Annotated in this window: 27 protein-coding genes, 1 tRNA gene and 1 pseudogene; 18 read left to right on the top strand and 11 right to left on the bottom strand. The window is 69.3% G+C overall.

The features are described from left to right. Window positions 1-23 precede the first annotated feature (23 nt). Together ABT009_RS28480 and ABT009_RS28475 are read right to left on the bottom strand one after the other, a co-directional pair. The gene (locus tag ABT009_RS28480) at window positions 24-770 is read right to left on the bottom strand and encodes a FadR/GntR family transcriptional regulator (RefSeq protein WP_351300878.1); all 747 of its coding nucleotides are present in this window, start codon (window positions 768-770) and stop codon (window positions 24-26) included. A gap of 214 nt (window positions 771-984) precedes the next feature. Further along, window positions 985-1,755: a helix-turn-helix transcriptional regulator gene (locus ABT009_RS28475; RefSeq protein ID WP_351300875.1), complete on the bottom strand. Its 771-nt coding sequence runs from the start codon at window positions 1,753-1,755 to the stop codon at window positions 985-987. 124 nt (window positions 1,756-1,879) lie between these two features. Here ABT009_RS28475 and ABT009_RS28470 point away from each other — a divergent pair, with 124 nt between their 5' ends. Both ABT009_RS28470 and ABT009_RS28465 read left to right on the top strand, forming a co-directional pair. Further along, complete coding sequence (locus ABT009_RS28470) at window positions 1,880-2,662, top strand: phytanoyl-CoA dioxygenase family protein (protein ID WP_351301239.1); 783 nt, start codon at window positions 1,880-1,882, stop codon at window positions 2,660-2,662. Then, complete coding sequence (locus ABT009_RS28465; RefSeq protein WP_351300872.1) at window positions 2,659-2,970, top strand: hypothetical protein; 312 nt, start codon at window positions 2,659-2,661, stop codon at window positions 2,968-2,970. The genes ABT009_RS28470 and ABT009_RS28465 overlap by 4 nt, the downstream gene beginning before the upstream one ends. Window positions 2,971-3,683: 713 nt before the next feature. Here ABT009_RS28465 and ABT009_RS47480 read toward each other — a convergent pair. From ABT009_RS47480 to ABT009_RS28445, 5 genes and pseudogenes are all read right to left on the bottom strand, one after another. Further along, window positions 3,684-3,950: an integrase core domain-containing protein gene (locus ABT009_RS47480; protein WP_502989981.1), complete on the bottom strand. Its 267-nt coding sequence runs from the start codon at window positions 3,948-3,950 to the stop codon at window positions 3,684-3,686. Between the two features lie 8 nt (window positions 3,951-3,958). Then, window positions 3,959-4,222 (bottom strand): hypothetical protein, encoded by a 264-nt coding sequence (locus tag ABT009_RS47475; RefSeq protein WP_502989976.1) that lies wholly within the window; start codon window positions 4,220-4,222, stop codon window positions 3,959-3,961. Then, entirely contained in the window at window positions 4,219-4,779 is a 561-nt protein-coding gene (locus tag ABT009_RS47470; RefSeq protein WP_502989975.1) for a helix-turn-helix domain-containing protein, read from the bottom strand. Before ABT009_RS47470 ends, ABT009_RS47475 begins: the two co-directional genes overlap by 4 nt. A gap of 482 nt (window positions 4,780-5,261) precedes the next feature. After that, window positions 5,262-5,618 (bottom strand): hypothetical protein, encoded by a 357-nt coding sequence (locus ABT009_RS28450; protein ID WP_351300869.1) that lies wholly within the window; start codon window positions 5,616-5,618, stop codon window positions 5,262-5,264. Window positions 5,619-6,417: 799 nt separating this feature from the next. Beyond that, window positions 6,418-6,576: pseudogene (locus ABT009_RS28445) on the bottom strand (YbhB/YbcL family Raf kinase inhibitor-like protein); the annotation flags it as partial. A 162-nt stretch (window positions 6,577-6,738) separates the two neighbouring features. Between ABT009_RS28445 and ABT009_RS28440 the strand changes: the two are divergent. From ABT009_RS28440 to ABT009_RS28365, 16 genes are all read left to right on the top strand, one after another. Then, window positions 6,739-7,179 carry a nuclear transport factor 2 family protein gene (locus ABT009_RS28440; RefSeq protein WP_351300866.1) on the top strand — a complete coding sequence of 147 codons (441 nt, stop codon included), beginning with the start codon at window positions 6,739-6,741 and terminating at the stop codon, window positions 7,177-7,179. Window positions 7,180-7,234: 55 nt separating this feature from the next. Continuing rightward, on the top strand, window positions 7,235-7,504 hold the full coding sequence (locus ABT009_RS28435) for a hypothetical protein (RefSeq protein ID WP_351300863.1): 270 nt from the start codon (window positions 7,235-7,237) through the stop codon (window positions 7,502-7,504). A gap of 127 nt (window positions 7,505-7,631) precedes the next feature. Continuing rightward, the gene (locus tag ABT009_RS28430) at window positions 7,632-8,237 is read left to right on the top strand and encodes a response regulator transcription factor (RefSeq protein WP_351300860.1); all 606 of its coding nucleotides are present in this window, start codon (window positions 7,632-7,634) and stop codon (window positions 8,235-8,237) included. A 67-nt stretch (window positions 8,238-8,304) separates the two neighbouring features. Further along, window positions 8,305-9,798: a PAS domain-containing sensor histidine kinase gene (locus ABT009_RS28425; protein WP_351300857.1), complete on the top strand. Its 1,494-nt coding sequence runs from the start codon at window positions 8,305-8,307 to the stop codon at window positions 9,796-9,798. A 308-nt stretch (window positions 9,799-10,106) separates the two neighbouring features. Continuing rightward, on the top strand, window positions 10,107-10,436 hold the full coding sequence (locus ABT009_RS28420; RefSeq protein WP_351300854.1) for a DUF485 domain-containing protein: 330 nt from the start codon (window positions 10,107-10,109) through the stop codon (window positions 10,434-10,436). A 6-nt stretch (window positions 10,437-10,442) separates the two neighbouring features. Beyond that, window positions 10,443-12,011 (top strand): solute symporter family protein, encoded by a 1,569-nt coding sequence (locus ABT009_RS28415; protein WP_351300851.1) that lies wholly within the window; start codon window positions 10,443-10,445, stop codon window positions 12,009-12,011. Between the two features lie 124 nt (window positions 12,012-12,135). Next, on the top strand, window positions 12,136-12,981 hold the full coding sequence (locus ABT009_RS28410; protein WP_351300848.1) for an alpha/beta fold hydrolase: 846 nt from the start codon (window positions 12,136-12,138) through the stop codon (window positions 12,979-12,981). Between the two features lie 189 nt (window positions 12,982-13,170). Continuing rightward, entirely contained in the window at window positions 13,171-14,340 is a 1,170-nt protein-coding gene (locus ABT009_RS28405; protein ID WP_351300845.1) for an acyl-CoA dehydrogenase family protein, read from the top strand. Window positions 14,341-14,414: 74 nt separating this feature from the next. Beyond that, complete coding sequence (locus ABT009_RS28400; RefSeq protein WP_351300842.1) at window positions 14,415-14,801, top strand: hypothetical protein; 387 nt, start codon at window positions 14,415-14,417, stop codon at window positions 14,799-14,801. Further along, the gene (locus ABT009_RS28395; RefSeq protein WP_351300839.1) at window positions 14,798-16,060 is read left to right on the top strand and encodes an aromatic ring-hydroxylating oxygenase subunit alpha; all 1,263 of its coding nucleotides are present in this window, start codon (window positions 14,798-14,800) and stop codon (window positions 16,058-16,060) included. The genes ABT009_RS28400 and ABT009_RS28395 overlap by 4 nt, the downstream gene beginning before the upstream one ends. Next, a complete protein-coding gene (locus tag ABT009_RS28390; RefSeq protein WP_351300837.1) occupies window positions 16,050-16,577 on the top strand; it encodes an aromatic-ring-hydroxylating dioxygenase subunit beta in 528 nt (175 codons plus the stop codon). The genes ABT009_RS28395 and ABT009_RS28390 overlap by 11 nt, the downstream gene beginning before the upstream one ends. Window positions 16,578-16,582: 5 nt before the next feature. Next, on the top strand, window positions 16,583-17,335 hold the full coding sequence (locus ABT009_RS28385; RefSeq protein WP_351300834.1) for an SDR family NAD(P)-dependent oxidoreductase: 753 nt from the start codon (window positions 16,583-16,585) through the stop codon (window positions 17,333-17,335). Next, window positions 17,332-18,303 (top strand): PDR/VanB family oxidoreductase, encoded by a 972-nt coding sequence (locus tag ABT009_RS28380; RefSeq protein WP_351300832.1) that lies wholly within the window; start codon window positions 17,332-17,334, stop codon window positions 18,301-18,303. The genes ABT009_RS28385 and ABT009_RS28380 overlap by 4 nt, the downstream gene beginning before the upstream one ends. A gap of 188 nt (window positions 18,304-18,491) precedes the next feature. After that, window positions 18,492-19,013 carry a flavin reductase gene (locus ABT009_RS28375; protein ID WP_351300829.1) on the top strand — a complete coding sequence of 174 codons (522 nt, stop codon included), beginning with the start codon at window positions 18,492-18,494 and terminating at the stop codon, window positions 19,011-19,013. Between the two features lie 2 nt (window positions 19,014-19,015). Then, window positions 19,016-20,431, top strand: a complete 1,416-nt coding sequence (locus tag ABT009_RS28370; protein WP_351300827.1) for an amidase — start codon at window positions 19,016-19,018, stop codon at window positions 20,429-20,431. Window positions 20,432-20,549: 118 nt separating this feature from the next. Continuing rightward, a tRNA-Pro gene (locus tag ABT009_RS28365) sits at window positions 20,550-20,640 on the top strand. 93 nt (window positions 20,641-20,733) lie between these two features. Here the strand turns inward: ABT009_RS28365 and ABT009_RS28360 are convergent. From ABT009_RS28360 to ABT009_RS28345, 4 genes are all read right to left on the bottom strand, one after another. Beyond that, on the bottom strand, window positions 20,734-21,243 hold the full coding sequence (locus ABT009_RS28360) for a (2Fe-2S)-binding protein (protein WP_351300824.1): 510 nt from the start codon (window positions 21,241-21,243) through the stop codon (window positions 20,734-20,736). Next, on the bottom strand, window positions 21,244-22,116 hold the full coding sequence (locus ABT009_RS28355) for an FAD binding domain-containing protein (protein ID WP_351301236.1): 873 nt from the start codon (window positions 22,114-22,116) through the stop codon (window positions 21,244-21,246). Between the two features lie 96 nt (window positions 22,117-22,212). Beyond that, a complete protein-coding gene (locus ABT009_RS28350; RefSeq protein ID WP_351300821.1) occupies window positions 22,213-23,538 on the bottom strand; it encodes an MFS transporter in 1,326 nt (441 codons plus the stop codon). A gap of 191 nt (window positions 23,539-23,729) precedes the next feature. Next, on the bottom strand, window positions 23,730-24,998 hold the full coding sequence (locus tag ABT009_RS28345) for an FAD-dependent monooxygenase (RefSeq protein WP_351300818.1): 1,269 nt from the start codon (window positions 24,996-24,998) through the stop codon (window positions 23,730-23,732). Window positions 24,999-25,580 lie beyond the last annotated feature (582 nt).

The following is a 25,580-nucleotide window of genomic DNA, read 5'->3' as shown; positions in this document are numbered from 1 at the left end:
CCGGGACATGATGGGGCGGACGGTCAGGCGGGGTCCGGCCGCGTGAGCAGCCCGGGACCGTCGATGCTCGGGGTGGCGGCCTCGGCGGTGCGCAGGTGCTCCCTCAGCCACCGCTCGGTGCTGCTGACGTGCAGGAGTACGGCGGCCTGGCCCAGGGCCGCGTCCCGGTTGGCGAGAGCCGTGAAGATCGCCTCGTGCTCGCTGAGCGTGCGCTGTGCGGCTTGGTCGTCGACGAGGCCCCGCCAGATGCGGGCGCGCAGAGTGCGGCCGGAGACGCCTTCGAGCAGGGTGAACAGCGACTCGTTGCCGGTGGCCCGGACGACGGCCCGGTGGAAGGTGGCGTCGTGCGCGTTGAGCCGCTCGACGTCGTCCCGCGCCTCACGCATCGCATCCAAGTGATGCTCGATCTCGGCCAGTTGATCCTCGGAGATCCGGGTCGCGGCGAGTGAGGTGGCGGCCGGTTCGAGGAGCCGGCGCACCTCCATCAGGTCCAGCAGTGCGCCGGGGTCGCTCTGCAGCAGCTCCACCGCGCCGCCGAGCCCTTCGAAGAGCAGACTCGGCGCGAGACTCGTCACGTACGTGCCGTCACCCCTGCGCACCTCCAGGACCCGGGCGACGGACAGCGCCTTGACGGCCTCGCGCGCAAGGTTGCGGGACAGGCCCAACTGCGCCGCCAGTTCCGGCTCCGGCGGCAGCTTCGAGCCCGGCGGCAGGACACCGGTGCGGATCAGTTCACGGATCTGCACGATGGCCTTGTCGGTCAGCGACACTCCGGCCTGCCTTCCCCTCCGCGGTGCATCTGACCCCGCACTCCATTGATGGGATGTATGTATAGGCGCCAAGGGTCGTCGCCGTCCAGACCTTGTGCCAAGAAAGGTCAACCAGCCCTGGAAATCGCCGAGGTGTGCGTGGGTGCAGTCTCATTGGGAGTGTAAAAGCATCCCACCAATTCTTGAACGTGCTCCGTGCCGCGTGCGGCGCAGGTCATCGGCCCCGGATCGCCCGTGGTCCCGCGCCCAGTTCGCGGTGGCAGGCCTTGTTGAAGGCCTGGAGGTCCGGGATGCCGACGGCGGCGGCGACGGCCGGGATCGGGAGGGTGGAGGCGCTCAGCAGGTGGCGGGCGCGTTCCAGGCGGCGGTGGCGGATGTAGGCGACGACGGTGCGGCCGGTGTGGGTGGTGAACAGGCGGGTGAGGTGCCCGGGGGAGACCCCGGCGGCGCGGGCCACGGCGGGGACGGTCAGCGGGTCGGCGAGATGAGCCTCGAGGTAGGCGGCCGCGGCGGCCACCACCGGATGGCCGTGCCCGTCCTGCTCCGCGCCGCCGCTCAGCTCCGCCACGCGCCACAGCACCGTCCACACCTCGGCCGCCGCCCGGGCACGCGAGTACGGGAAGGCGGCGACAGCCCGCCGCAGGAGTCCGGCGAGCAGGGCGCCCTCATCCCCGGTGTCCTGCATCAGCGAGAAGGGCATTCCCGGCCCGGCGCCCGGCAGGCGCAGATGGACGTACAGATGCTCGGACCGACCACGGTAGTGATAGTGCACCTCGGTGTCGGGCGGGACGAGGCTGACCCGGCCGGGGAGGATGGCGTGCTCGGCACCGCTGCCGATCACTAGCCGGGCCGCGTAGCTGTACAGGTGCAACTGCCAGAGGTCGGGCAGCCGGAAGACGTCGTGGTCGGAGACGACGCCATGGACGCCGACACCGGCGTTCACGACCTCGGGCGGCTCGTCGAGGCACGGGGCGATGCTCAGCATGATGCCGAAAATCTACCAGCGAGCGGCGAATTCATCCCACGACAACACCTCCACGCACGCATACCTTCGCCGTATGCCGACCACTCAACAGCCGGACCAGCAACAGTCCCTCAGTTCCGTCGAGATGGCCCGCTTCGTCGCGCAGGGATACCTGCGGCTGGACGGAGTCGTACCGCGGGAGATCAACGAGGAGGCGATCGCCGCCCTCGACCACGAGCTCCCGCCCGTCGCCTACGGCACCCCGCTGTCCAAGGCGTTCGACGACTCCACCTTCATCCCGCGCCTGCTCGCCGTTCCGGCCGTCGCCGGCGCCCTGAGCAGCCTGGTCGGGCCGGAACCGGACGTCGACCACCACGCCGTGCACGTGCGCGGCCCGCACGAGGGCGAGGCGCAGGACCTGCACGGGGACGCGATCATCGACGTCCGCCCGGACGCCTTCGACATCCAGCTCATGTACTACCCGCACGAGGTCACCGCCGACATGGGCGGCACCCTGTCCGTGCCCGGCAGCCACCTGCGCCGGATCAACGAGACCGACATCGGCCGGGTGCAGAACCTGCGCGGCCAGACCCGGCTGACCTGCCCGGCAGGCACCGTCGTCCTGGTCCACCACGGCATCTGGCATGGCGGACGGCGCAACGACACCGGCCGCCGCCGCTACATGTACAAGATCCGCTTCAACCCGACCGTCCCGCAGGTCCGCCTCTGGGACACCGCCGACCTCGACGACCCGGCCGTCCTGCGCGAACTCGCCATCGGGTTCCCTTGGTACGAGCAGGCCACCGGCCGCCTGGAGATTCACAACAGGGCCCTGCTGTGGCGTGCCCTGACCGGCGACGCCGGCTTCGACATCGACCACTGGGTCACCCGCGTCACCAACCGACCCGCGATCAGGGGGCAGAAGTGATCAGCACCGAGCCGCGCCAGGAAGTCCTCGTCCTCTACCTCTCCACCTCGGCCCTCGACTCCCCGGTCGTCGGCTGGTCGCGCTACGACGGCACCGGCCGTACCCGCCCCACCTCCGGCGACAGCGACGAGCCCCCGTACAAGAGCGGCCTCGACGCTCTGCTGGACGGCTGGCGCCTCTTCCAGGCCTCCCAGCTCCTGCCGCCCTACCCCGGCCACGAGTACGACACCTCGTTCCTCAAGCACGAGTTCTTCTTCGAGAAGTTCGGCCCGGCGGTCTCCGGAGAGGCGGACAAGACTCCTGAATAGGAGCGGACAAGACACCTGGACAGGAAGAGGGGCGTGACGGACCGGGAGGAGGGTCCGTCAGCCCTTTCGCGCCGCCGATGAGGGGGATGCCTGCGGCGCGGCCACGGGGGAGGCCCGGCCCGGGGGAGGGTCGGGCCGCCGTGCGGTCAGGGAGCAGATCGCGCACGGCGCGCGACACGTCGATGTCCGGTGGGGCCGTGGACATGAGCCAGGGTGTGCCGTTGTCGCTGACTGCCATGAGCGCGAGGAAGGCGAGGCTGCCGCCCCGATCGGAGGCCTTGTCCAGCTGCCAGTCCTTCACCTCCGCGACCAGACGCGCGGCTCCGGCGCTTTGCCGGGCGAGTTCCTCGAAGGCATCCAGAACGAGGCCGCGGGTGGCCGGGTCGCCGGTGGTGTGCGCGACGCGCCGCAGCCGCACCATCGCCATCTTGGCAGCCGACGTGGTGACAGAAGTGTCCTCGAGGATGCGTCGGCACAGTGCGATCACCGCGTGCGAGTATTCCCGCTGCTCCGCCCCATCGATACACCACGGCCCAGGCCAGGCGGCCGATGTGCTCGTTGCGAACGGCGCTTTCCATCACAGTGCTCAGCACGTTCGGTTTGCCAGAACAGGCGATCTTGCCCAGATTGTTGAGATGCTCCACTGTCCCGTGACGCACGGTCAGGTCGGCCAGAACACTGACCGCACGGTCGTCTCATGCGGGAGCCCTTACTCACCTGGCTGGTCGAGACAGCACAGGAGCCCTCGCTGGACGACGTACGGCACGATCAAGCGCCTGGACAACGGCACTCCGCGCCCGGGCGACTCCCTCGACGTCATGCAGGGCACGCAGCGGAGCAGCCTGGCCAAGGGCCCGGTGGGGCCGGTGTTCGTTGTAGTGCTGCTCGAACTCACGTAGCACGTGCAGCAAATGGCGCTGGTTCCAGACCAGGGTGCGGTCCAACAACTCGCGTCGGCAGGTCTGCACCCAGCGCTCCATGATCGAGTTCATGCGCGCATCCGGATCCCTGTGATCACCACGCGCAGCCCGGCATCCTTGAGCACAACGTCGAACGCCCTGGTGAACTTCGAGTCCCGGTCCCTGATCATGAACTTCGCCTTCGCGCCCACATCCTCGAGGTCCATGGCAAGGTTGCGCCCGAGCTGCGTGACCCACTGCCCGGTGAGGTGCGCGGTAGCCCCGAGGATCCGGACGCGCCGGGTGGCGTGCTCGATGGCGGCGAAGACGTAAAGCCGTGTCCCGGTAATCACGGTGCGGGTCTCGAAGAAGTCGCACGCGAGCAGCGCCTCCGCTTGGCTGCGCAGGAAGTCGGCCCACGTCCTGCGCTCGTGCTGGGGGGACGGGTCGGGTCGATGCCATGCGCTTTCAAGATTTCCCAGATCGTGGAGGCGGCGACCTTGACGCCGAGTGCGGCAAGCTCGCCGTGGATACGCCGGTAGCCCCACGAGCTGTTCTCGCGCGCCAGCCGCAGGACCAGAGCGCGGATGGAGCGGACGGTGCGCGGGCGTCCCCGCCGCCGGGACGTGCAGGTCGCGGCGTGACGTCGTTTCAGGAAGTCGCGACGCCAGCGCAGGATGGTGTCCGGGCGCACCAACAGGTGCAGCTGCCGAAGCTTGTCCATCGGCAGGTGGTGGAGCAGCCCGGCGAGCAGGAACCGGTCGCTCGGTATGAACGCAGGCTTGTCGACCTGGCGTTGCAGAATCGCGAGCTGGTGCCGGAGCACCAGGATCTCGATCTCCTTGCCGCGGTCGCTCATCGGCAGCAGGCGTATGAGCGAGAACGTGTTCGTCATGGCGAGGTAGGCCAAGCGCAGCAGATCATCATGCCCGAGTAGCCACCGCACCTGCGAGCCGCGGGGCGGCGCAAGTGATCGTTGATCAGCCCTGTGGCCTGCGCGGATGATTTATCGGCATCCGCAGTGTCGGCGGAGCGCCGCAGGCGGATTCCGTCCAGGAGACCGACGTGGCCGAGGCACCTGCCGGATGCCTCCGGTGTGTGGCGATCCGGTGGCGGTCCGACGCGGCGGCAACCCGCACTGACTGATCAGTCTTCTGCCCGGTCGAAGAAGTGTCGGTTCCTGCGTGAACTTCGCCAAGGCGCCCTCCCAGAAGTCCGAAGGGTAGGCAAGGGTGCCGGCGGCGATCGCCTCTGTGATCATGTGGCGGACGCCGGGAAGCACGGTGTAGGTGTGACGGATGCCGTATTGCGTCAGCAGCTTGCTGAAGGCTCTTCCCGTCGTGGCGGTGAGGAGGGCGTCGATGGGGTCGCTGTTCGAGGGGAGAGGAAGCGTCAACCACGATCCCAGATGGTCGCTTTCACGTTCAGCTCGGAAGGGCCAGGCATGCTCGTCACCGTGAAGTAGCCCAGACGGCCGTCCTGGGTTCTGAGACAGGCCATGGACCCCTCCTGAACGGCCAGGGCCCGCCGCGCCAACTGGCCGCTCATTTCGGAGCACTGCCGGTATTCCGGCGGCTCCGGACCATCCCATGCCGCAATGGCGGAGGCGACGACTTCGCCGGGGTGGCAGTCGCACTCAAGGCCGAGATCACCGATCATCGCCTGAGTCGGTGGCACGTTGTCCAACCACCATCCCGTGGGCGCCCCGTTGCTGTAGAGGAGCAACGTGCCCTGCCAGCGCACCTTCACGGTCGGGGCCGTGGGCCTGGGCGCCGACGTGGGCGGAGCCGAACTCGGTGCGGGCGACGAGGGCGTCGGTGAATCTTCCGAAGACGACGTGTCCGGGGCCGGGCTGGGCGTGGGTGACATGGTGGGGGACGGCGGCGATTCACCGGCGCCGGAGGGCTGTGGCGAGTCAGCCGAGGGGCTCGGGGGCGGGCCGGCCGCCTGGCCCGTGTCACCGCCCACGGCCCCTGTGTCCGACAGATTTTGCACGTAGAGCAGCACCCCCAGCAGGAGCGCGAACACCCCGATGCCGGCCACGGCCCCCCGTACCTTCGGCGAGGTGAGGGCGGGAAGCTCTGCCCCACCCAGATTCACGGACTGCCCGATCACGGCGCCGACGAGAAGCACCACGCCAACCATCCACAGCGACCCAACGAAAGCAAGCAAGTCATCACTCCCACGCAGGCGTTCGCCCGGACCCGATCACGGTCGGCTGCCCTGGAGGCAACGGATAACGACCGTACCGACCACCGCCCGAACCGGACCAGCCCTGACGGCGCTCGACAAGGACCGTGACGCGGAGCACGACGTCGCCCGCAGGCGGCCATGACCGCCTTCCGGGGTGTTCTACATGTCCGCGGCTGGTTGTGGCCCGACCGGCTACGGCATCTTCGCGTTGATGTGCACGGTGAACCAGGCCGCGAAGGAGAGCCAGAGGACGAGGAGGACGGCGCGGGCCGGCTGTGTGGACGCGGAACGAGGCGTGGGTGCGTTCCGAGAGGGTGTCGCCTGGTCTCCGTTGGCCAGCGTGTAGAGCAGTTCGCAGGACCGCGCGGCCGAGGATGTGGTCGGCGATGTTGAAGCCGAGGAAGGCCGGGGTGGCCTTGGCCGGGACGCCGATGGACTCGACGTCGAGGGCGTGCACCACGATGAAGGAGCGGTGCGGGATGTGACCGGCCGGCGGAGCGGCGCCGATGAGTCGGCCACGTTCCGGGGCCGGACCGTCGTGCGGCGCGGGAGTAGGGGAAACCTTTACAGCGGGAAGGGCTTTTCCCAGCTGCGTGCTGTGATACCTGGGTTGTCGCGGAGTCCTCGGGCACTTAGCCTCTTGCGAAAGATCTCTCCGGCATTCGAGGAATCGCCCATGGCATTTCCGCGCGACCGGGTGATGAACACCCTGACACGCTACCTGCAGTTGTGCGATGTCCCCGTCCCCGACGGTGCGGAGGGCGAGCTAGGTGATCTGTTCACCGATGACGCGGTCTGGGAAGGTGTGGGACCGAAGTACGGCGACAAGTTCGGCCGTACCGTAGGTCGAGAGGCCATCGTCGAAATGATATCGGCGTACTTGCCGCCGAACAGTCACTTCCGGGAGAACGTTCACCTGCTCTTCCCCGGAAACATCGATCTCGGGGACTCGACAGCCCGGGGAAGCTGGCTGATGCAGCAGCTCTCGCGCTATGAATCGGGCGCTGCCGAGGTCATGGTGGCCAGGCTGGACGTGACCTTCCGGTTCGACGCGCGGCGGGCGCTGATCCGCCGGTTCCGGACCGAGCAGCTCTTCAGCGCTCCGCTGGTGGGGTGAGTGCGGTCGTGTGCATGGAGGGAGAGTTGTGGGCACGGATGGAGAACGGAGAACGATGACCGGCTCGGGCGGGCGTACCACCTTCCTGACCTGCTATGCCGACCTCCACGGCTACGGATGGCATCACGTCGACCTCTTCGTCCACGACGCCGCGGGCAAGGAGATCAACTGGGTCCACTGGCAGGCCGATGAGGACGGGCCGGACGCCGCTGACCTCGCGACCGCCCGCGTCGAACCGGCGCTGCGCCGGACCAGCGAGTGGGAGCACGGGATCCGGGCGGACGGCAGCAGCTACTGGATAGCGCAAGCGGCGTGGGACGAGTGAGTCGGAGGTGACGGCGATGCAGGGCCACCACGCGCCCCCGGGACCGCAGGGCCACCACGCGCCTGCGAGACCGCAGGGCCACCACGAGCCCCCGGTTCCGGCGGACAGTCAACCGCCGGTCAGCGTCGTGTACATCATCGACGATGATCAGGAACTGTGCAGGTCACTGGCCTGGCTTCTGGAGTCCGTGAGAATCAGGTCGCAGTGCTTCACCAATGTGAGGACCTTCCTGGAGTCCTACGACCGGGACCAGCCCGCCTGCATGGTGCTGGATGTGCGCATGCCGGAAGTGAGCGGCTTTCAGCTGCAGGAGATCCTGAACCAGGCAGGGTCAGCCATCCCGGTCATCTTCGTGTCCGCCCACGGCGACATCAGGATGTCGGTGCGGGCACTGCAGAACGGAGCCGTGGACTTCCTGGAGAAGCCCTACGATCCGCAGCACATGCTCGAGGTCGTCCAGCAGGCGCTGCGGACCGCGCAGGAACGATTCGCCCGGGCTGTCAGGCAGCAGATGCTCCAGGCGCGCCTCGGGAACCTCAGCCCCCGTGAACGGGAGATCCTTCGCATGGTGATCGACGGCGTACCCAGCAAGAACATCGCGACCCGGCTGGGGATCAGCACGAAGACCGTCGATGTGCACCGCACCCGCATCCGGGAGAAGGCCGGTGCCGAGAGCATGGCGACTCTCGTCCGGGACGTGCTCCAGGCGGGTCTCGGACTGCCGTCGCAGTGATTCCGCCGGTCTTAGTGATTCTGCCGGTCCTAGTGATTCTGCCGTCCCAGTGATACGGAGCAGCGGGGTGGACGACATTGAACTCGCCGACTACCGGGAGCTCGTGCAGGCCCTGAAGTACTGCGTGCTGCTGCACGACGCCGAAACGTACGAAATCCTCTGGGCGAACAGGGCCGCCTGCGAACTGCTGGAATGGACGGTCGACGAGCTGAAGCCGCTCAAGGCGCCGGACATGTCCAAGAACGCACTGCAGTACAGCCGTGAACTAGGACTCCGCTGGCTGCGACGGGCGGTCGACCACGGAGTGAGCGCCACCGAGTGGTGCTACCGGTCGAAGAGCGGCGAGGAGATTCTGACCGAGGCCATCGCGATCAGGGTGGAGCTGCCGTCCCGGCCGGTCCTGATGGTGCAGTTCCGCGACATCGCCGCGGAGAAGGCCACCCAGCGCGACCTGTTCCGGACCGAGGGCCGGCTGCGGGCCTTCCTGCGCAATCTCGCGGAGGGCATCGTCGTCCTCGACGATGACGGTGTGGTGGTCTTCGCCAGTGAGTCCGCCGCCAAGCTGCTGGACGTGAACGTCGCCACACTGACCGGATCGGACTTCGCCTGGTTCTGCGATCCCGAGTCCCGGGCAGCCCTGAGCGAGAGCATCGAGATGACGTCCAAAGGCGCGCCGCCCCAGGATTCGAGGTACCGGCTGGCCGCGCCAGGCGGCGAACCCCGGTGGTACGCGGGCACCTGCCAGTACATCGAGATCGAGAGCGACCTGCGCGGCCATCTTCTGCTGTTCCACGACATCTCCGACCGGGTGCGCGCGGAGGAGGAGCACCGCAGGGACAACCAGTACCTCAACCACCTGGCCAGGTACAACGCGATGGGGGACATGGCGATGGCCATCGCACACGAGGTCAGCCAGCCCCTCGCCGCCGCGTACAACTTCATCGAGGGCGCCCGGACCAGGCTGGGCGAGTCCGGCCTCGACGAGCACGAGCAGGTGGCCTGGGGGCTCGACAACGCCAAGCGCCAGATCGAGCGATCGAGCCGGATCCTCAAGAGTTTGAGGCAGTACGTCGTACGGCTCGAGCAGTCCGAGCAGCTGATCGACCTCAACGCGATCGTCAGGGACTGCCTCTACTTCATCGACCTGCGAGCCCAGCAGCATTCCGTCGCCCTCGCGCTCGATCTGACGGCCGAGCCTCTCCTGGTGCGCTGCGAGCAGGTCCTCATCGGACAGGTCGTGATCAACCTCGCCTTCAACGCCATCGACGAGATGGCGCGATGGCCGGTGGAACAGCGAGGAGTGGAGCTGGCCACCAGGCGCTCGGACGGGCACGCAGAGCTGGTCGTCCGCGACTACGGGCAGGGGCTCTCCGCGGTTCCCGGAGGCAAGGTCTTCGACGGTGTCTTCACGTCGAAGGAGAACGGAAACGGCATCGGTCTGGCGCTGAGCCACCGCATCGTGACCCGTCACCGCGGTCGCATCGAGGCCGTGGAGAACACTCCTCGTGGAGCGGCCTTCTCCTTCGCCCTCCCGTCGGCATGCGAGGGCGCGGAAGGGTAGCGGCACCCGGCCCGCAGAGCATCACCGGGGCGCCGTAAAGGATTCTTTATTCGCGTAGGGAAACCCCGCCAAGGCGTCAGTGGATTCCCAATTGCGTGCCGTTCCGGCACGGAAATAGCATCCCCGCACATCCGGAAAGCGGAAATTGTCAGCTGACAAACCGTCAAATGACCATCGTCAGATGACCATCAAATATCTGCCAATGGGTCGCCGACCCGTCCTGTTTCATCGGTGTTTCCGCCTACCGCAATCCACTGCAGTTGCCGCAAGTCCTGCGCTGAACAGCATCACCGGAGACGGGAGCAGACGTGACCGAAGAATCACATGACCTGCAAGCCGGCGCGAAGCTACTCGAAGGAGCCGCGAGACCGGACAACACGACGCTGGAGAGCATAGCGGCGCAGCGGATCAGGCTCGCCCTCACGTTCTCCGCCGCGGTGTGCCTCGTCTTCTTCCCGCTGCCGATCCTCGGCCAGTTCACCTCGACACTCGACGGCCTGGCCTTCGGCGGGCTGACCTGGGCGTGGGTCTTCGCGTTCCTGCAGTTCGTGGTCGCTGTGCTGGTGGCGGCCCGTTACGCCGCACGCGCCGCCGGGCTTGACGCGGCGACGGCCGAAGTCCTCCGGAAGAAAGGCTGAGCGGCCATGGACCTCGTCTCCGCCGGCATGTTCCTCATACTCGTGCTGATCACCCTCGGAATCACCTGGATCGCGAACCGGCGCAGCAGTTCCGCAGCGGACCATTTCGTCGCCGGCGGGCAGCTCTCCGGGCGGCAGAACGGCATCGCCATCGCGGGTGACTACATTTCCGCGGCTTCGTTCCTCGGTGTCTCCGGTGCGATCGCGCTCGCCGGATTCAACGGCTTCTACCTCGCCGTCTTCGTCCCGGTGGCCTATGTGCTCGCGTTGCTGCTGGTCGCCGAACCGCTGCGGAACCTCGGCCGGTACACGCTGGCCGATGTGCTCGCCACGCGGTTCCCCGGGCGTGACATCCGTACGGTCATGGCCGTCAGCACGGTCGTGGTGAGCACGCTCTACCTGGTCTCGCAGTTCGTGGGCGCCGCGCTGCTGGTCACGCTGCTCTTCGACATCGACTACGTCGTCGCCGTGCTCGTCATCGGCGGTCTCACCACCGTCTACACCCTGCTGGGCGGAATGCTGGCGACCAGCTGGATCCAGATCGTCAAGACCACGCTCATGATGGCGTGTTCGGCGGCGCTCTTCCTGCTGGTCCTGTACAAGTACGACTTCAACCCCCTCGGCGCGTTCAGCGAAGCCCTCCACACGTTCGGGCGGCAGGCGGTCGCCCCCACCCGGACCACGCCGTTGGCCGGCTTCGACCAGCTGTCCATGGTGTTCGGCCTGGTCCTCGGCGTACTCGGGCTGCCCCATGTGATGATCCGGTTCCTCACCGTCCCGGACGCCAAAGCGGCACGGTCGTCCGCCGTCACCGCGATCTGGGTGTTCACCGCCTTCTACCTGATGATTCCGGTGATCGGATACGGAGCGGCCCAGCTCGTCGGCAAGGAAGCGATCGCGAAGCAGCATCCTGCCGGGAACCTGGCCGTCGCGCAGCTCGCGGAGAAGCTGGGCGGCGGAGTGCTGCTGGCCTTCGTGGCGGCGGTCGCCTTCGTCACCATCCTCGCGGTACTCGCCGGCCTGGTGATGGCGACCACCGGCGCCATCGCTCACGACCTCTACGGCCAGGTCTTCAAGCGCGGAACCGCCACCCCGCGCGGCGAGATGTACGCCGCTCGCATCGCGACCCTGGCGACCTGCGGGATCGGGCTGGCGGTGGCGCTCGCCGCCCAGCGCCAGAACATCGCCTTCCTGGCCTCGCTGGCCTTCGCCGTGGCGGCCAGCGCCAACATGCCGGCCCTGCTGCTGACGATCTACTGGCGGGGCATGACCGCACGGGCGGTGATCAGCGGCATGGTGGTCGGGCTGGTCGCATCCCTGGGGATCATCCTGCTCAGCCCGGCAGTGAACGGGCCGGACGCGGTCCTCGGCTTCTCGAACCCCGCCCTGGTGTCGGTCCCGCTCAGCCTGCTGGTCTCGGTGGCGGTCGCCCTGGCGTTCCCCGTCCGCGGTGACGAGGCCGACCGCGGCAGGGCCACCTTCCTGGCCATGCGCCTCAAGGCGCTGACGGGATACGACTCCGCTTCCCGCCAGATCGAGCAGCCGGCTGCCGGTGCGAGCACGGCCGTCGGCTGACCGGGAGCGGCACAGCGACGCGCGGTCGTGAGCGGGCGCCTGCCGGGCCGGACCCGGCAGGCGTCCGGAACCGCATGGATTCCGCAATGAGTTCGGCACTACTGAAGAAAGGATCAGCATGCAGATGAATGGAACAGGCGAGGACGGCATCAGGACGACGACGGTCACGGGAGCGGACGGGGTGCTGCTTCACGTACTGGACGCCGGCCCCGAAGACGCTCCGGCCGTCGTACTCCTCCACGGGTTCCTCCAGTCGGCCTGGAGCTGGGTGCAGCAGCTGACGGCACCGGGGCCCCTGCGGATCATCGCGCCGGATCTCCGTGGCCACGGTCTGTCCAGCAAGCCTGATACCGGTTACGGCGAGGAGCGGGCGTGGGCGGACGACGTGGCGGCGGTGATCGCCGCGCTGGGGCTTGAGCGGCCCGTCCTGGGCGGCTGGTCCTACGGCGGGCTGGTGGTGATGGACTACATCGCGGTACACGGTGACTCCGCGCTGTCGGGCGTGCTCACGGTGGATGCGTCGCTCACGGCCGGCGTACCGGGGGCGGAGCGGCTTTTCGGCTCGGAATTCTTCGGTCTCGTGCCCCAACTGCTTGCCGAGGATACGGAGTCGGTGGTCGCGGCCCGGCGGACACTGCTCGAGCTGTTCACCGCGCGTCCCCTCGCACCGGCCGACCTGCTGACCCAGCTCGGGGCGAGCGTGCAGACGCCGACGCGAGTCTGCGGGGCCCTGCTGGGCCGTGCACTGGACCGCACCGATGTCGCGGCCTCCGTCACGGTCCCATGGCTGGCTGTTCACGGCAGCGAGGACCGGGTCGTCGCGACCGCCGCGGCGGACCACATCGCATCTGCCCAGCCGGCCGCGCAGATTCAGCGATGGGACGGCGTCGGGCACGCACCCTTCCTGGAGGACCCCGCTCGGTTCGGCAAGGAACTGGCTGCCTTCGTTACGAACAAGGCCCGTCGCTGACTCCGTGGGCGAGCGGGTGACGTGAGGACCGCGCGGCGCTCCCTCGGCCATAAAGAAATCCTCATGCCCGTGCAGGAATTACTCAAAGTCGTTGTATTCGACCCCGATTGTGGGAGCCGTGAACCGAAATTACCGTCATTGCGCAGTGGCCGGCCCCAGGCCGAACCTCGCTGACGCACAAGGAGACCGATGATGACGCGAACTCTCGAAGTATCAGCGGACCGAGACCCGGACCGACCGGCGGCGGCGCTGACCTTCGAGGAGGTCCTCGCGCATGTCGCGGACCGCCGCGCCGAGTTCACCGAGAAGCGTCACGTTCCGCGCGACCTGATCGAGGAATTCAAGCAGATCGGTCTCTACCGTGCGTCGACGCCGAAGCGGTTCGGCGGCGACGCCCTGCCGCCCGCGGAGTTCCTGCGCCTGATCGAGCGGATCTCCGCGGTGGACGGATCGGCGGGCTGGGTCGCGAGCTTCGGGTTGTCGGGCGTCTATCTGGCGGGCCTGCCCCTCGACACCCAGGCCGAGTTGTACGCCGACGGGCCCGATGTGGTCTTCGCCGGAGGGCTGTTCCCGCTGCAGCCGGCCGAGCGGGTGGACGGCGGCTTCAAAGTGACCGGGCACTGGCGGTTCGCCAGTGGCTGCAAGGGCGCCGACCTCCTCGGCGTGGGCATCGGCGTGGGCGACTCGTCGTCCGGAAAGCCGCGTACCGCCGTCCTGCGTCCCGAGCACGTCGAGATCGTGGAGAACTGGGACGTGGTCGGCATGGAGGGCACCGGCAGCCACGACCTGAAGGTCGACGGCGTCGTCGTCCCGGAGGAGTGGACGTTCGTCCGGGGGGCCGAATCCTCCGTGGACGAGCCGCTCTACCGCTACCCGACCATCGCCTACGCCGCGCAGGCGCTGGCCGTCGTCAACCTGGGCATCGCCCGCGCCGCCCTGGACCACACCATCCGAGCAGGCGCCGGCCGGGCCGGCCTCACCGGCGCCCCCAAGCTCGCCGACCGCGCCTACTACCGGATCGCCGTAGGCAAGGCGGAGGCCGCACTGCGTTCGGTCCGCTCCTTCTTCTACGAGGTGACCGAGGAGGTCTACCAGTCGGTCGCCGACGGCGTGCCCGCCACCGCCGAGCAGGCCGGCGTCCTCCGCCTGGCCGCGACCCACGCGGCAAGGGTGGGCTTCGACGTCGTCCGCGACGCCTACACCCTCTCCGGAACCGCGGCCATCGCCGCGGACCATCCCATGCAGCGCTACCTGCGCGACGCGTCGGTGGTGCCGCAGCACGCGTTCCTCACCGAGGGGATGTACGACGGCGCCGGGGCGGTCCTGATGGGCGCCGAGCCCTTTCCCGGCTTCGTGTAACCCCCGCCGTCCGAGACTTCGTTCACTGTCAGCCCCGCCGTCCGGCGCGGCCGTGAGACACCGAAGGGATCGACATGCCCGAGCCAACTCCCGCCCCCCTGCGGGTCCTCTTCTGCATCGGCATCAACCAGAACTTCTTCGACCTGCCCGCCGGCACGGGCGGCCCGGTCTGGAAGGCGTTCTCCGGCATGATGGACGAACTCGCCGCCATGCCCGGGGTCGACGTCCTCGGTGACATCGACGACGACCAGCACATGGTCGGCCCGTCCGCCTCCTGGCCGTGGACCTGCTACATCCTGGCCGACGTCGCCGACCAGAAGACGGTCGCCGCGGCCTGCAACTTGTTCCGCACCACGCCGGTCGGCGACCACCTGCTGTGGCGCTACGCCACGATCGAGGCGCGCATCGGCCGCCCCCTGACCACGCCGCCGAGCGTGGGCGGCGAGGTGGCGGGCCGGTGAACGTGAGCAGCATCGCGAACCTCGCCCAGGACGACCGGGTCTCGTCCGCCCTCTACACCGATCCGGCGCTGTTCGAAATGGAGATGAGCCGGATCTTCGAGCGGTCCTGGGTCTGGGTCGCCCACGAGAGCGAGATCCCCAAGGCGGGCGACTTCCGCACGGCATGGGTCGGCCGCCAGCCCGTGATCGTCAGCCGCGACCGCCGCGGCGGCATCAACGTCCTGGTCAACCGCTGCCGCCACCGCGGCGCCAGCCTGTGCGAGGTGCCGAAGGGCAACGGCAACGGCTTCACCTGCCCCTACCACGCCTGGTCGTACGCCCTGGACGGCAAGCTGCGCGGCATCCCGTACCCCGACGGCTACGAGGACGTACTGGAGAAGAAGGACTTCGGCCTTCAGCGCCTCAGGGTGGGCGTCTACGCCGGGATGATCTTCGCCAGCTTCAACGAGGACATCGAACCCCTGGAGGACTTCCTCGGCGGGGCGCGGCTGTGGATCGACCGGTTCATGAAGCAGGGCGCCGGCTACCCGATCAAGGTGCAGGGGGAGCACCGGTTCCGCTTCCGCGGCAACTGGAAGATCCAGCTGGAGAACACCACCGACGGCTACCACTTCCCGATCGTGCACCGGTCGTGGATGGCGTCGGTCGACGCCGAGACGGCGAACATGCTGTCCTTCATGACCGACGAGAAGGCGGTCACCCACTCCCTGGGCAACGGCCACAGCGTCATGGTCATGGTCCCCGAGCACGTCGATCTCGACGAGGACGACGGCACCGAGCAGCTTCAGGAACGGTTCAGCCACGTCATCGAGGAGCTGTCCCGCGAGTTCGACCCCGACAAGGTCCGGCGCATCGTGCGCTCGATGCACGGCGCCGGGTTCAACCTGAACCTGTTCCCGAACGTCGCGATGTCGATGTCGTTCTTCCGCGTCCTGCGGCCGATCTCCGTCGCGGAGACCGAGATCCGGCACATGGCCCTGGGCCTGGACGGCGGCCCGGAGACCGTGAACCGGGAACGCCTGCGCATCCAGGAGCACTTCCAGGGTCCGTTCGGCTTTGGCAGCCCCGACGACTCCGAGGCCTGGGACCGGGTGCAGCGCGGCGTGGCGGGCGGCCCCGACATGCCGATCCTGGTCAACCGGGGGCTGGAACGCGAGCGCAAGGCCGACAACGGCGACCGGGTCTCCCACGCGACCGACGAGACGGGCATGCGCGAGGCCTATGCGATGTGGAAGAGGATGATGACCGATGCTCACTGAGCAGACGATGGCCGACCTCACCGGCCTCACCACGCCGGACCTGACCGACGCCCGGACGAGCGCCGCGGTCGGACTGGTGTGGCGCGAGGCGCGGCTCCTCGACGCCAAGCGGTACGAGGAGTGGGACCGTCTCTGGGCCCCCGACGGCAGGTACGTCATCCCCATCGACCCGGAGACCGAGGACTTCGAGGCGAGCCTCAACATGGTCTACGACGACGACCGCATGCGGCGGATGCGCATCGAGAGGCTGGTCTCCGGCTACTCGATCTCCGCCGTGGCGGCGGCCCGGACCGTACGGACCGTGTCCAACTTCATGGTCGTACGGACCGAGGGGGAAGCCGTTGAGCTGAACTCCGCGCAGGTGCTGGTCGGTTACAAGCGCGAGGAGACCTTCGTGCTCGGTGCGGACCTTACTCACCGGATCGTCTTCGACGGGGGTGAGCCACGGATCGCCCGCAAGGTGATCCGGCTGCTCAACTCGCAGGAAGCGGTCAGCGCGACGGGATTCCTGCTGTGAGCGGCGTGAGCGACGCCGTGAACAGGGTGGCCGTCATCACCGGCGCGGCCCGGGGCATCGGACAGGTCATCGCGGCCCGGATGCACGCTCAGGGCTACCGGGTCGCTCTCGCCGACCTCGACGGCGAGGAGGCCGCCAAAGCCGCCGCCGCGCTCGACCCGGGGCAGGGGACCACCGTCGGCCTGGCCATGGACGTACGCGAGAAGTCCGCGTTCGAACGGGTCCTCGACGAGGTCACCGCCCGCTGGGGGACGGCGCACGTGCTGGTCAACAACGCCGGGCAGTCGAAGGTCGAGTCCCTGATGGACATCACGCCGGAGAGCTTCTCTTCGGTGGTGCGGACCAACCTCGACGGCGTCTTCCTCGGCAGCCAGGTCTTCGGGGCGTACTTCGCGGACCGCGGCCATGGCCGTATCGTCAACATGGCGTCCCTCGCCGGGCAGAACGGCGGCACGACGACCGGGGGGCACTACGCGGCGGCCAAGGGCGCAGTCGTGACCTTGACCAAGGTGTTCGCACGCGAACTGGCCCCGCGCGGCGTGACCGTGAACGCTGTGTCGCCGGGGCCGCTCGACCTCCCGGCCACCTACGACCTGATCGGCCCGGAGACGGCGGCGGCGCTGAAGAAGAACATCCCGGTCGGCGAACTGGTCTCGCCCCTGTTCGTCGCCGACACGGTCGCGCTGCTGGCCTCCGCGCACGCCGATTCGGTGACCGGCGCCTGCTGGGACGTGAACGGCGGGCTGTACGTACGATGATCACAGTCCGCGTCACCGCCATCGCCGACGAGACCGACACGGTCAAGTCCTTCCGCCTGGTCCGGTCCGACGGCGCACCGCTCGGCCCGTATCCGCCCGGCGCGCACATCGACGTGACGGGCCCGACCGGGATCACCCGGCAGTACTCGCTGTGCGGGCCGCCGTACGAGACGGACTCGTTCCTCGTGGCGATCAAGCGCGAGACCCCGTCGCGCGGCGGCTCTGACGCGATGCACGACACCGTACGGGTGGGCAGCGAACTGCGCATCAGCGAACCGCGCAACCTTTTCGGCCTCGCGTCGGGCGCCGCGGAGCACGTGCTGGTGGGCGCCGGCATCGGCATCACACCGCTGCTCGCCATGGCGCACCAACTCCACAGGGAGGGACGGGACTTCCGGCTGCACTACTTCGCCTCCGCACGCGAGCGGGCTGCATTCCAGGACCTGCTGGAGGGGTCCGGCTTCGCCGGGCGGGTGCGGTTCCACTTCGGCGTGCCGCGGCACGGACAGCAGGCCGCGCTCGACGCGATCCTGTCGGACCTGGACCCGGACCAGGACGCGGACCCGAACTTCGGCACCCACGTCTACACCTGCGGCCCGAAGGAGTTCATGCAGCGTGTCACCGCCACCGCGTCCCGCTCCCTGCCCGAGGACCGCGTGCACATCGAGCACTTCCAGCCGCCGGATCCCTCCGGCGGATCCGGCGAGGAGTTCGAGCTGGAACTCGGCACCGGCGAGGTGTTCACGGTCCCGGCGGACCGCAGCATCGTCGACGTCCTGGCGGAGAACGGCTTCGACGTCGACACCTCCTGCCGGGAGGGAATCTGCGGAACCTGTGTCCTGCCCGTTCTCGAGGGGGAGCCCGACCACCGCGACAACTGCCTCACCCGGAAGGAGAAGGCGGCGAACGACCAGATCGCCACCTGCGTCTCCCGGGCCCGTGGCCCGCGTCTCGTCATCGATTTCTGATCCTTCCGAATCGGGGCGGGAGTCACCGTGCTGAGGAAAGAGTCACTGCGCTGGGGAAATCACCTAATCCCCGGCTCATTTCTTCAAAAAGAGCAAAGTCGCCCGCAATTACGACGCCGTTGCTTTCTCCCTAGTGTCGGAGCGAAAGGTCGAGGAAGAAGCGGATGCGGAGAACCGAGGAGACGAGAATGCTGACGAAAACAGCCGGCCCCAGTCGGGCCGACTTCCGCGAGGCGATGGCGCACCTGCCGGCGGCCGTCAACATCCTCACCACCGACGGCCCCGGGGGCCGGTACGGGATGACGGTGAGCGCCGTCTGCTCCGTCACCGACGCCCCGCCCACGGTCCTGGTCTGCGTCAACCGCGGCAGCGCCACGCACGACGTGATCAGCGGCAACCGCAGGGTGTGCGTCAACGTACTCGGTGGTCACCACGAGGAACTGGCCATGCATTTCTCCGGCGCCACCAAGGTCCCCATGCCCGAGCGTTTCGCCTGGGACATCTGGGACCCTGCCGAACCGGTCCCCGTCCTGCGCGACGCGCTGGTCACCATCGTCGGCACGGTTCGCGACCGGAAGCCCATGGGCTCCCACAGCGTGATGTTCGTGGAGGTCGAACGGGTCCGCGTCCGGCACGGCGACAGCCTGGTCTATTTCAACCGGCGGTTCCACCGACTCACAAGCCCTCACGACACGGCCGGAGCCGAGTGACGATGACTGACACGCTCCGGGTTCCGCCGCCCCGGACGGTGGAGGCGATCACCAGTGGCCGGGTCCGTCCGAGCGAGGTCGTCACCGCGGCGCTGGAGCGTCTGGACGCGACGGAACCGCACCTCAGGGCCTGGGTCCGGGTCGACCGGGCCGGCGCGCTCAGCACGGCCGGGGAACTGGACGGCCGTCCGGGAGACGGACTGCGCCTGCGCGGTGTCCCGTTCGGGGTGAAGGACATCATCGACGTACGCGGAACACCGACCGAGTGTGGGTCGCCGCTGCGCCGGGGCCGGATCGCCGGGGCGGACGCATGGGTGGTCGCCCGGCTCCGGGAGGCCGGCGCGATTCCGCTCGGCAAGACCGTGACCACGGAGTTCGCCTACTTCGCCCCGGGGCCCACGCGCAATCCCCACGACCTGGCGCGTACCCCCGGTGGTTCGTCGAGCGGCTCGGCCGCCGCTGTCGCGGCAGGGGTGGTGCCGCTCGCGCTCGGCAGTCAGACAGCGGGCTCGCTCACCCGCCCGGCGGCGTTCTGCGGCGTCGCGGGGTTCGTGGCGCCGGTCGGCTCGTGGCCGAGTACGGGGATCACCGGCCTGAGCCAGAGCCTCGACTCGGTCGGTCTGGTCACCGCCTCGGTCACCGACCTCCGCCTCGTCCACGGCGTCCTGTCCGACGGGCCGCGTACGCCCGCCCCGCCGGCCGCGTCGTACCACCCCAGGCTGCGGGTGTGGACCGCGGCCGAACTGGGTGACGTGCAGGAGCCGATGCGCGCCGCCCTGGCACGGGCGGCCGAGGGGATCCGCGCGCTGGGCGCCGCGACCGAGGACCTGGACTGGGCCGCGCGCACCCCGGGCCTCGTGGCGGCGCACACCACCGTCATGGCGTACGAGAGCGCCCGCGCCCTGGTCGACGAGGCCCGGCATCCCGACAGGCTGAGCGCGGCGCTGGGTGAACTGCTCGCCACGGGACGCCGGATCACGGACGGCGACTACCGTGCGGCCCTGACCGTGGCCGCGCGGGCCCGCGCCGACATCCTGGCGGTCCTGACGGACGCCGATGCGATCCTTGCTCCGGCCGCCCTGGGTGCGGCACCGCACGGCCTCGCGGCCACCGGAACCCCGGTGCTCAGCCGCCCCTGGCAGCTGCTCGGCCTGCCGGTGGTCACGGTGCCCGGGTACACCGACGACGAGGGCATGCCGCTCGGCCTGCAACTGATCGGCCACCCCGAGCGCGTGGACCTGCTCTTCGCCCTGGGGGAGCGACTCGAACGGCTCGCCCGCGAAGCGTCCTCGCGGGGGCCTGCGAAGCGGTATCTCCGCCACGCCGTCGAGAACGGTGCCCTGACCGTCCCCCAGGGGACGGGACCGGGCATCTGGACGGACCCCGAGAAGCCGGCCCGCCACCACCGGGACCGGTGACCGGGCCTTCCTGGAAAACCAGCCCTCCAACGACGCAGGGAGTATCACCATGCCGCTGCGGAGTGGAAGTGGCATCGAAAAAGCATCAATGTCCGGTAACAGGCAACGACTGCGTTCACGGGCGCGGAACGGCTGCCCAGGTCTTCAAACCAAGATCGCGCACTTGACTGGGGGTCAAGGGGTCGCAGGTTCAAATCCTGTCGTCCCGACAGTGATGTCGGATGTTTCCGCAGGTGAGGGGCGCTCTTCGGAGGGTCCCTCACGCATGTTTGGGAGCGGATTGGGAGCCCTTTTCTGCTCCGTCAGAGATCTGCGGCCGTGATGGCCTGGGCCGCACGTGAGCGGTGGAGGGCCGTCCGCACCGCGGCGACGATGTTCGCGTAGCCCGTGCACCGGCACAGGTTGCCGGCGAGGGCCGATCTGATCTCGTCGTCGGAGAGCTCCCTGCCCTCGCGCAGCAGCGGCTGCAGCGAGAGCAGGATGCCGGGCGTGCAGAAGCCGCACTGGAGCGCGTGCTGCTCGTGGAAGGCCTGCTGCAGCGGGTCGAGGCTCCCCTCGGGGAGACCGTCCGTCAGGCCCTCGACGGTGCGCACCCGGTGGCCGTCGGCCTGGACCGAGAAGAGCAGGCAGGCGCGGGCGGGTTCGCCGTCGAACTCGATGGTGCAGGCCCCGCAGACGCCGTGTTCGCAGCCCACGTGCGTGCCCGTCAGGCCTGCCTCGTGCCGGATGAAGTCGGAGAGCAGCAGCCGGGGCTCGACGGTTGCCCGATAGTGCCGGCCGTTGATCTCGACGTCGATGTCACGTGTGGTCACTTACGAGCCTCCAGCCCGTTCGGCAGCCGTGCCGATGGCACGGCGCAGGAGTGTTCCGATCAGACTCGCGCGGTACTCGGCGGAGCCGTGCACGTCGTCGGGGGGTGTGATGGCGGCCGTCGCGGCCCGGGCAGCCGCGGCGGCGGTCTCGGCGTCGACGACGGCACCGGTCAGGACCTCCTCGGCGAGTTCGGACCGGTGGGGACGCGCCGCCGCCCCGAGGAGGGCGACGGACGCGTCCGTACAGACCCCGCCGGCGTCGAGCGTGAGGACGACGGCCGCGCCGCCGAGGCTGCGGTGTCGGTGGCGCCGGGCGTACTCGACGAACGCGGTGCCGGTCCGCTCCGGCAGCGGCGGAACCTCGATCCCGACCAGGAGTTCGTCGGGGCCGAGGGCCGTCCCGCCGGACGCCGGGAAGAACTCCCGCCAGCCGAGGGTGCGCGTCCCGCGGACCGAGCGGGCCTCGAACCGCGCGTCCAGGGCGACCAGGGCGGCGGGGATCTCGGAGGTCGGATCGGCGTTCATCACACTGCCGCCGACCGTGCCTCGGCTGCGTATCTGTGGATGAGCCACCCAGCCGACGGCCTCGCGCAGCAGCGGCCAGCGCTCGGCGACGGCGGAGGACCGCTCGATCTCCGCCTGCCGCGTCATCGCGCCGATCCGCAGCGTCGCGGGGGAGGGGCGGAGAGCGGAGATCTCGGCGACACTGTTGATGTCGATGACGTACTTCGGGGTGACCTTGCGGACGTTGAGTAGCGGGACCAGGCTCTGCCCGCCGGCCAGGACGGCCGCCTCGCCCTGGTGCTCCGCCAGCAGGGCGAGGGCTTCGTCGAGCGTCTTCGGGTCGTGGTAGTCGAACGGGGGCGGTTTCAGCGAAGCTCACATCCGATCACGTCACTTGCCGGCGCGGGGCTCGGCACGATGGCTCGTGGGGCGCGGTACGTCCCGCGCGGCGCCGGGGGCGGGCCGTCAGGCACGGTGGAGGTCGACCGTGCGGGTGTCACCGAGTGCGGCGGCGCAGACCGCGCTGATCGCACAGAATACTGCCGTCATGATCGACACCGAGAGTATCCCGGCGCCCGACCCGGAGAGGATCGAGGCGAGCAGGGGGCCGACGCCGCCGCCGATGAGACCCGCGAACTGATAGGCGGCCGAGGCGCCGGTGTAGCGGAACCGCGTCGGGAAGAGCTCGGCCAGCAGCGAGCCGACGACTCCGACGGTGGCGGCGTTGAGGAACGTCATGCTGATCACGAACACCAGGGTGATCAGTACCGCCGAGCCGGTGGCGACGAGGTCGTAGACGAAGAACGAGAAAACGCCGGCGAGCAGGGCGGCCGGGATGTAGACGATCCGCCGGCCGACCCGGTCCGAGAGCCAGGCGAAGAGCGGCACGGTCAGCAGCATGCCGGCCAGCGAGATGATCAGTCCGTTGAGCAGCACCTGACGGGGTACACCGGCGGTGGTCGTGGCGTAGGAGACGAGGAACGTGGTGACGAGGGCCTGCGCCATGAAGGGGCCGGCGTAGAGGCCGATGCCGGCCAGGACCCGCAGCGGCCCCTCCCGCAGGAGGGCGACGAGTGGCGTACGGGCCGGTGTCTCCTGCGCGGCGGCGCGCTGGGCGAGGAAGACCGGGCTCTCCTCGATGCGCAGCCGGATGTACATCCCGATCACGATCAGCACGGCCGACAGCAGGAACGGCAGCCGCCAGCCCCAGGAGAGGAACTGCTCCTCACGGAGCCCGCCCAGCGCGCCGAAGGCGGTGTACGCGAGGAGCACGCCGCAGCCCGAGCCGACGCCGGTCGCGCTGCCGAAGAGGCCGCGGCGCGAGCTCTCGGCGTGCTCGACCGACATCAGGACCGCGCCGCCCCACTCCGCGCCGACCGCGAGCCCCTGCACCAGGCGCAGGACGACCAGCAGCACCGGCGCGAGGGAGCCGATCTGGGCCGAGGACGGCAGCAGTCCGATGAGGAAGGTGCTCACGCCCATCACGGCCATCGTCCAGATCAGCACGGACTTCCGGCCGATCCGGTCGCCGTAGTGGCCGCCGATGAGCCCGCCGAGCGGCCGCGCCGTGTACCCGATCGCCAGCGTGGCGAACGAGGCGATGGTTCCGACGGCTTCCGAGGTGCCGTCGAAGAAGACCTGAGGGAAGACCAGGCTCGCGGCGGTGCCGAAGGCGATGAAGTCGTAGAACTCGACGGTCGTCCCGAAGAAACTGGCGGCGTAGATTCGCCGTCCCTGACGACTGCTGTGGCTCACCGCACCGGCGGCGGGGGCGCTCTGCTCGATGGTCATGGTGTCCTCTCAGGCGAGAAGGCTGTGGGGAACCGGGACCCGGCATCTCCGGTGACGCCTGGCTCGGGGTGGCCCCGCCGGCTCGCGGGCCGCGGCACGGGGGCCGGCGGTCCGCGGGCTTGGGGGCCCGGACGGCGGGATCCGCCCCCGTCGTCCGGGGGCGGTTCGGCGTGCGGGGTGGAGGCGGGGGCCTAGCGGTGGACGAGCGGGTAGGACTGCGGCATCGCGTCCGGGTCCCGCAGGGGCGTGCCGCGCCAGAGCCATTCGTAGGAGACGTCGGACTCGCCCTCGAAGGTGCGCAGGAGACGGTCGCGCTCTTCCTGCTGCGGCCCGTCCGCGAGGTGGTAGAAGTGCATGTTCTTCAGCGAGGCGTCCTGCACCATGCCGGCGTGGGTCGCGCGGCGGGAGACGTACCGCAGCAGTGCGTCCGGGATGCCGGCGCGGGTCACCGCGGAGAGCTCCTCCGCGAGGACCGCGGCGTCCTCGATGGCCTGGGAGGCGCCCTGTGCCTGGTAGGGCAGCATGGCGTGGCAGGCGTCGCCGAGCAGCGCGATGTGTCCGTCCGCCCAGAACGGGTCGCGGCGCTGCCGGAACAGTGCCCACTTGCTGGAGACGCCCTCGGCCTTGGAGAGGATGGTGGCGATGCGGTCGTCCCAGTCGGAGAAGGCCTCGACCATCTCGTCAACGGTGGCCGGCGCGCTCCAGCGCTGCGAGATGTCCAGGGTGTTGGGCACGGACGCGCCGACGTTGAGGTACTCGCCGCCGCGGATCAGGTAGTGCACCAGGTGGCGGTCGGGCCCGTACCACATGGTCGACTGGAACCGGTCGAGGAGGAACCGGGTCGCCGGGTCCGCCGCGATCTTGTCGCCGGGGATCAGGGCGCGGTAGCACATCTCCCCCGAGAAGACGAGGCCGTCGGACAGGCCGATGGCGCGCCGCACGTTGGAGCGGACGCCGTCGGCGCCGATGAGGACGTCGCCGGCGAAGCGCCGGCCGTCCGAGGTGACCGCCACCGGGCGCGCCGCGTCGGAGCTGTCGACCGAGACCACCTCGGAGGCGGTGTGCACCTCGACGACGGGCCCGGGCCGGTCGGGGTCGAGGCACGCCTCGAGCAGGACGCGGTGCAGGTCGGCGCGGTGGAAGTGCCAATAGGGGGCCCCGTACTCGCGCCAGACCGCCTCGCCGAGCGGGCGGGTGGCGATGACGGAGCCGTCCTTCCAGCGGCGGCGCACCTGGTCGGTCGGTTCGGTGCGGATGGCCTCGAGCTGGGGCCGCAGGCCGAGGGCGAGCAGGACGCGGCTCGCGTTGGGCGCGGTCTGGATCCCGGCGCCGACCTCCCCCAGCTCGGGCGCCTGCTCGAGAACGGTGCACTGCACACCCCTCTGACGGAGCGACAGGGCAGCGGTCAGGCCGCCGAGACCGCCGCCCGCGATGGTGACGGCGTGGGTATGGCGGGACATGTTCCTCCTTGCTGCGAGCGATGACGGGACGGGCGGCTTCCTGCCCGGACCAGGGGCATCGGGGCCGGCGCGGGTGCCGGTTCTCCGGCCCGGCGGTACCGGTTGCCGTCCCAGTTAATACGAACACAAACTATCTGCTCGGGCAAGGCTCGATGCTCCTTTTAACCCGGCGGTAATACGGGGGCGGAAGTGGTGCCCGCGACGCCGGGCTCGCGTGCGGCCCAGAGCGCGGCGGTCCTGCGCCGGAACGGACATCTTGCTCAACAGACCGGTCTCACCAGCCGTTTCCGTGGTCTACCCGTCAACCCGGCAGGAATTCTCACGCTCGATCACGGACAGGGGGTGACGCGGAATCGCTCATGCGTGGCGGTCCGGCCGGTCTTGACAGGCTCGCTCCCCGGCGAGAATCATCAGTGTTCAAACGATTTCCGTGTGCAGCTGTTCCGTGTGCAGCTGGACGGTCTCCTGGAGGCGTCAGTGAACCCCGCCCTGTTCAACGAGCTCTGTCTGGAACAACTCACCCTCAGCCGGGTCACCGAGGGCGAGACCGTCGCGGTCCTCAGCCGCGGTGACGAGCGCCTG

Source organism: Streptomyces sp. NPDC002896 (genome assembly GCF_040295225.1).
GTDB lineage: Bacteria > Actinomycetota > Actinomycetes > Streptomycetales > Streptomycetaceae > Streptomyces.
This window is presented reverse-complemented; position numbering and strand designations above follow the sequence as displayed.

Excerpts from the sequence above, each read along its gene's own strand:
- ABT009_RS28415 (WP_351300851.1), top strand. The coding sequence starts at position 10,443 with ATGGACCTCGTCTCCGCCGGCATGTTCCTCATACTCGTGCTGATCACC.
- ABT009_RS28435 (WP_351300863.1), top strand. The coding sequence starts at position 7,235 with ATGACCGGCTCGGGCGGGCGTACCACCTTCCTGACCTGCTATGCCGAC.
- ABT009_RS28350 (WP_351300821.1), bottom strand. The coding sequence starts at position 23,538 with ATGACCATCGAGCAGAGCGCCCCCGCCGCCGGTGCGGTGAGCCACAGC.
- ABT009_RS28370 (WP_351300827.1), top strand. The coding sequence starts at position 19,016 with ATGACTGACACGCTCCGGGTTCCGCCGCCCCGGACGGTGGAGGCGATC.
- ABT009_RS28440 (WP_351300866.1), top strand. The coding sequence starts at position 6,739 with ATGGCATTTCCGCGCGACCGGGTGATGAACACCCTGACACGCTACCTG.
- ABT009_RS28390 (WP_351300837.1), top strand. The coding sequence starts at position 16,050 with ATGCTCACTGAGCAGACGATGGCCGACCTCACCGGCCTCACCACGCCG.
- ABT009_RS28345 (WP_351300818.1), bottom strand. The coding sequence starts at position 24,998 with ATGTCCCGCCATACCCACGCCGTCACCATCGCGGGCGGCGGTCTCGGC.
- ABT009_RS47480 (WP_502989981.1), bottom strand. The coding sequence starts at position 3,950 with ATGGAGCGCTGGGTGCAGACCTGCCGACGCGAGTTGTTGGACCGCACC.
- ABT009_RS28410 (WP_351300848.1), top strand. The coding sequence starts at position 12,136 with ATGAATGGAACAGGCGAGGACGGCATCAGGACGACGACGGTCACGGGA.
- ABT009_RS28405 (WP_351300845.1), top strand. The coding sequence starts at position 13,171 with ATGATGACGCGAACTCTCGAAGTATCAGCGGACCGAGACCCGGACCGA.
- ABT009_RS28380 (WP_351300832.1), top strand. The coding sequence starts at position 17,332 with ATGATCACAGTCCGCGTCACCGCCATCGCCGACGAGACCGACACGGTC.
- ABT009_RS28400 (WP_351300842.1), top strand. The coding sequence starts at position 14,415 with ATGCCCGAGCCAACTCCCGCCCCCCTGCGGGTCCTCTTCTGCATCGGC.
- ABT009_RS28470 (WP_351301239.1), top strand. The coding sequence starts at position 1,880 with ATGGCCCGCTTCGTCGCGCAGGGATACCTGCGGCTGGACGGAGTCGTA.
- ABT009_RS28375 (WP_351300829.1), top strand. The coding sequence starts at position 18,492 with ATGCTGACGAAAACAGCCGGCCCCAGTCGGGCCGACTTCCGCGAGGCG.
- ABT009_RS28475 (WP_351300875.1), bottom strand. The coding sequence starts at position 1,755 with ATGCTGAGCATCGCCCCGTGCCTCGACGAGCCGCCCGAGGTCGTGAAC.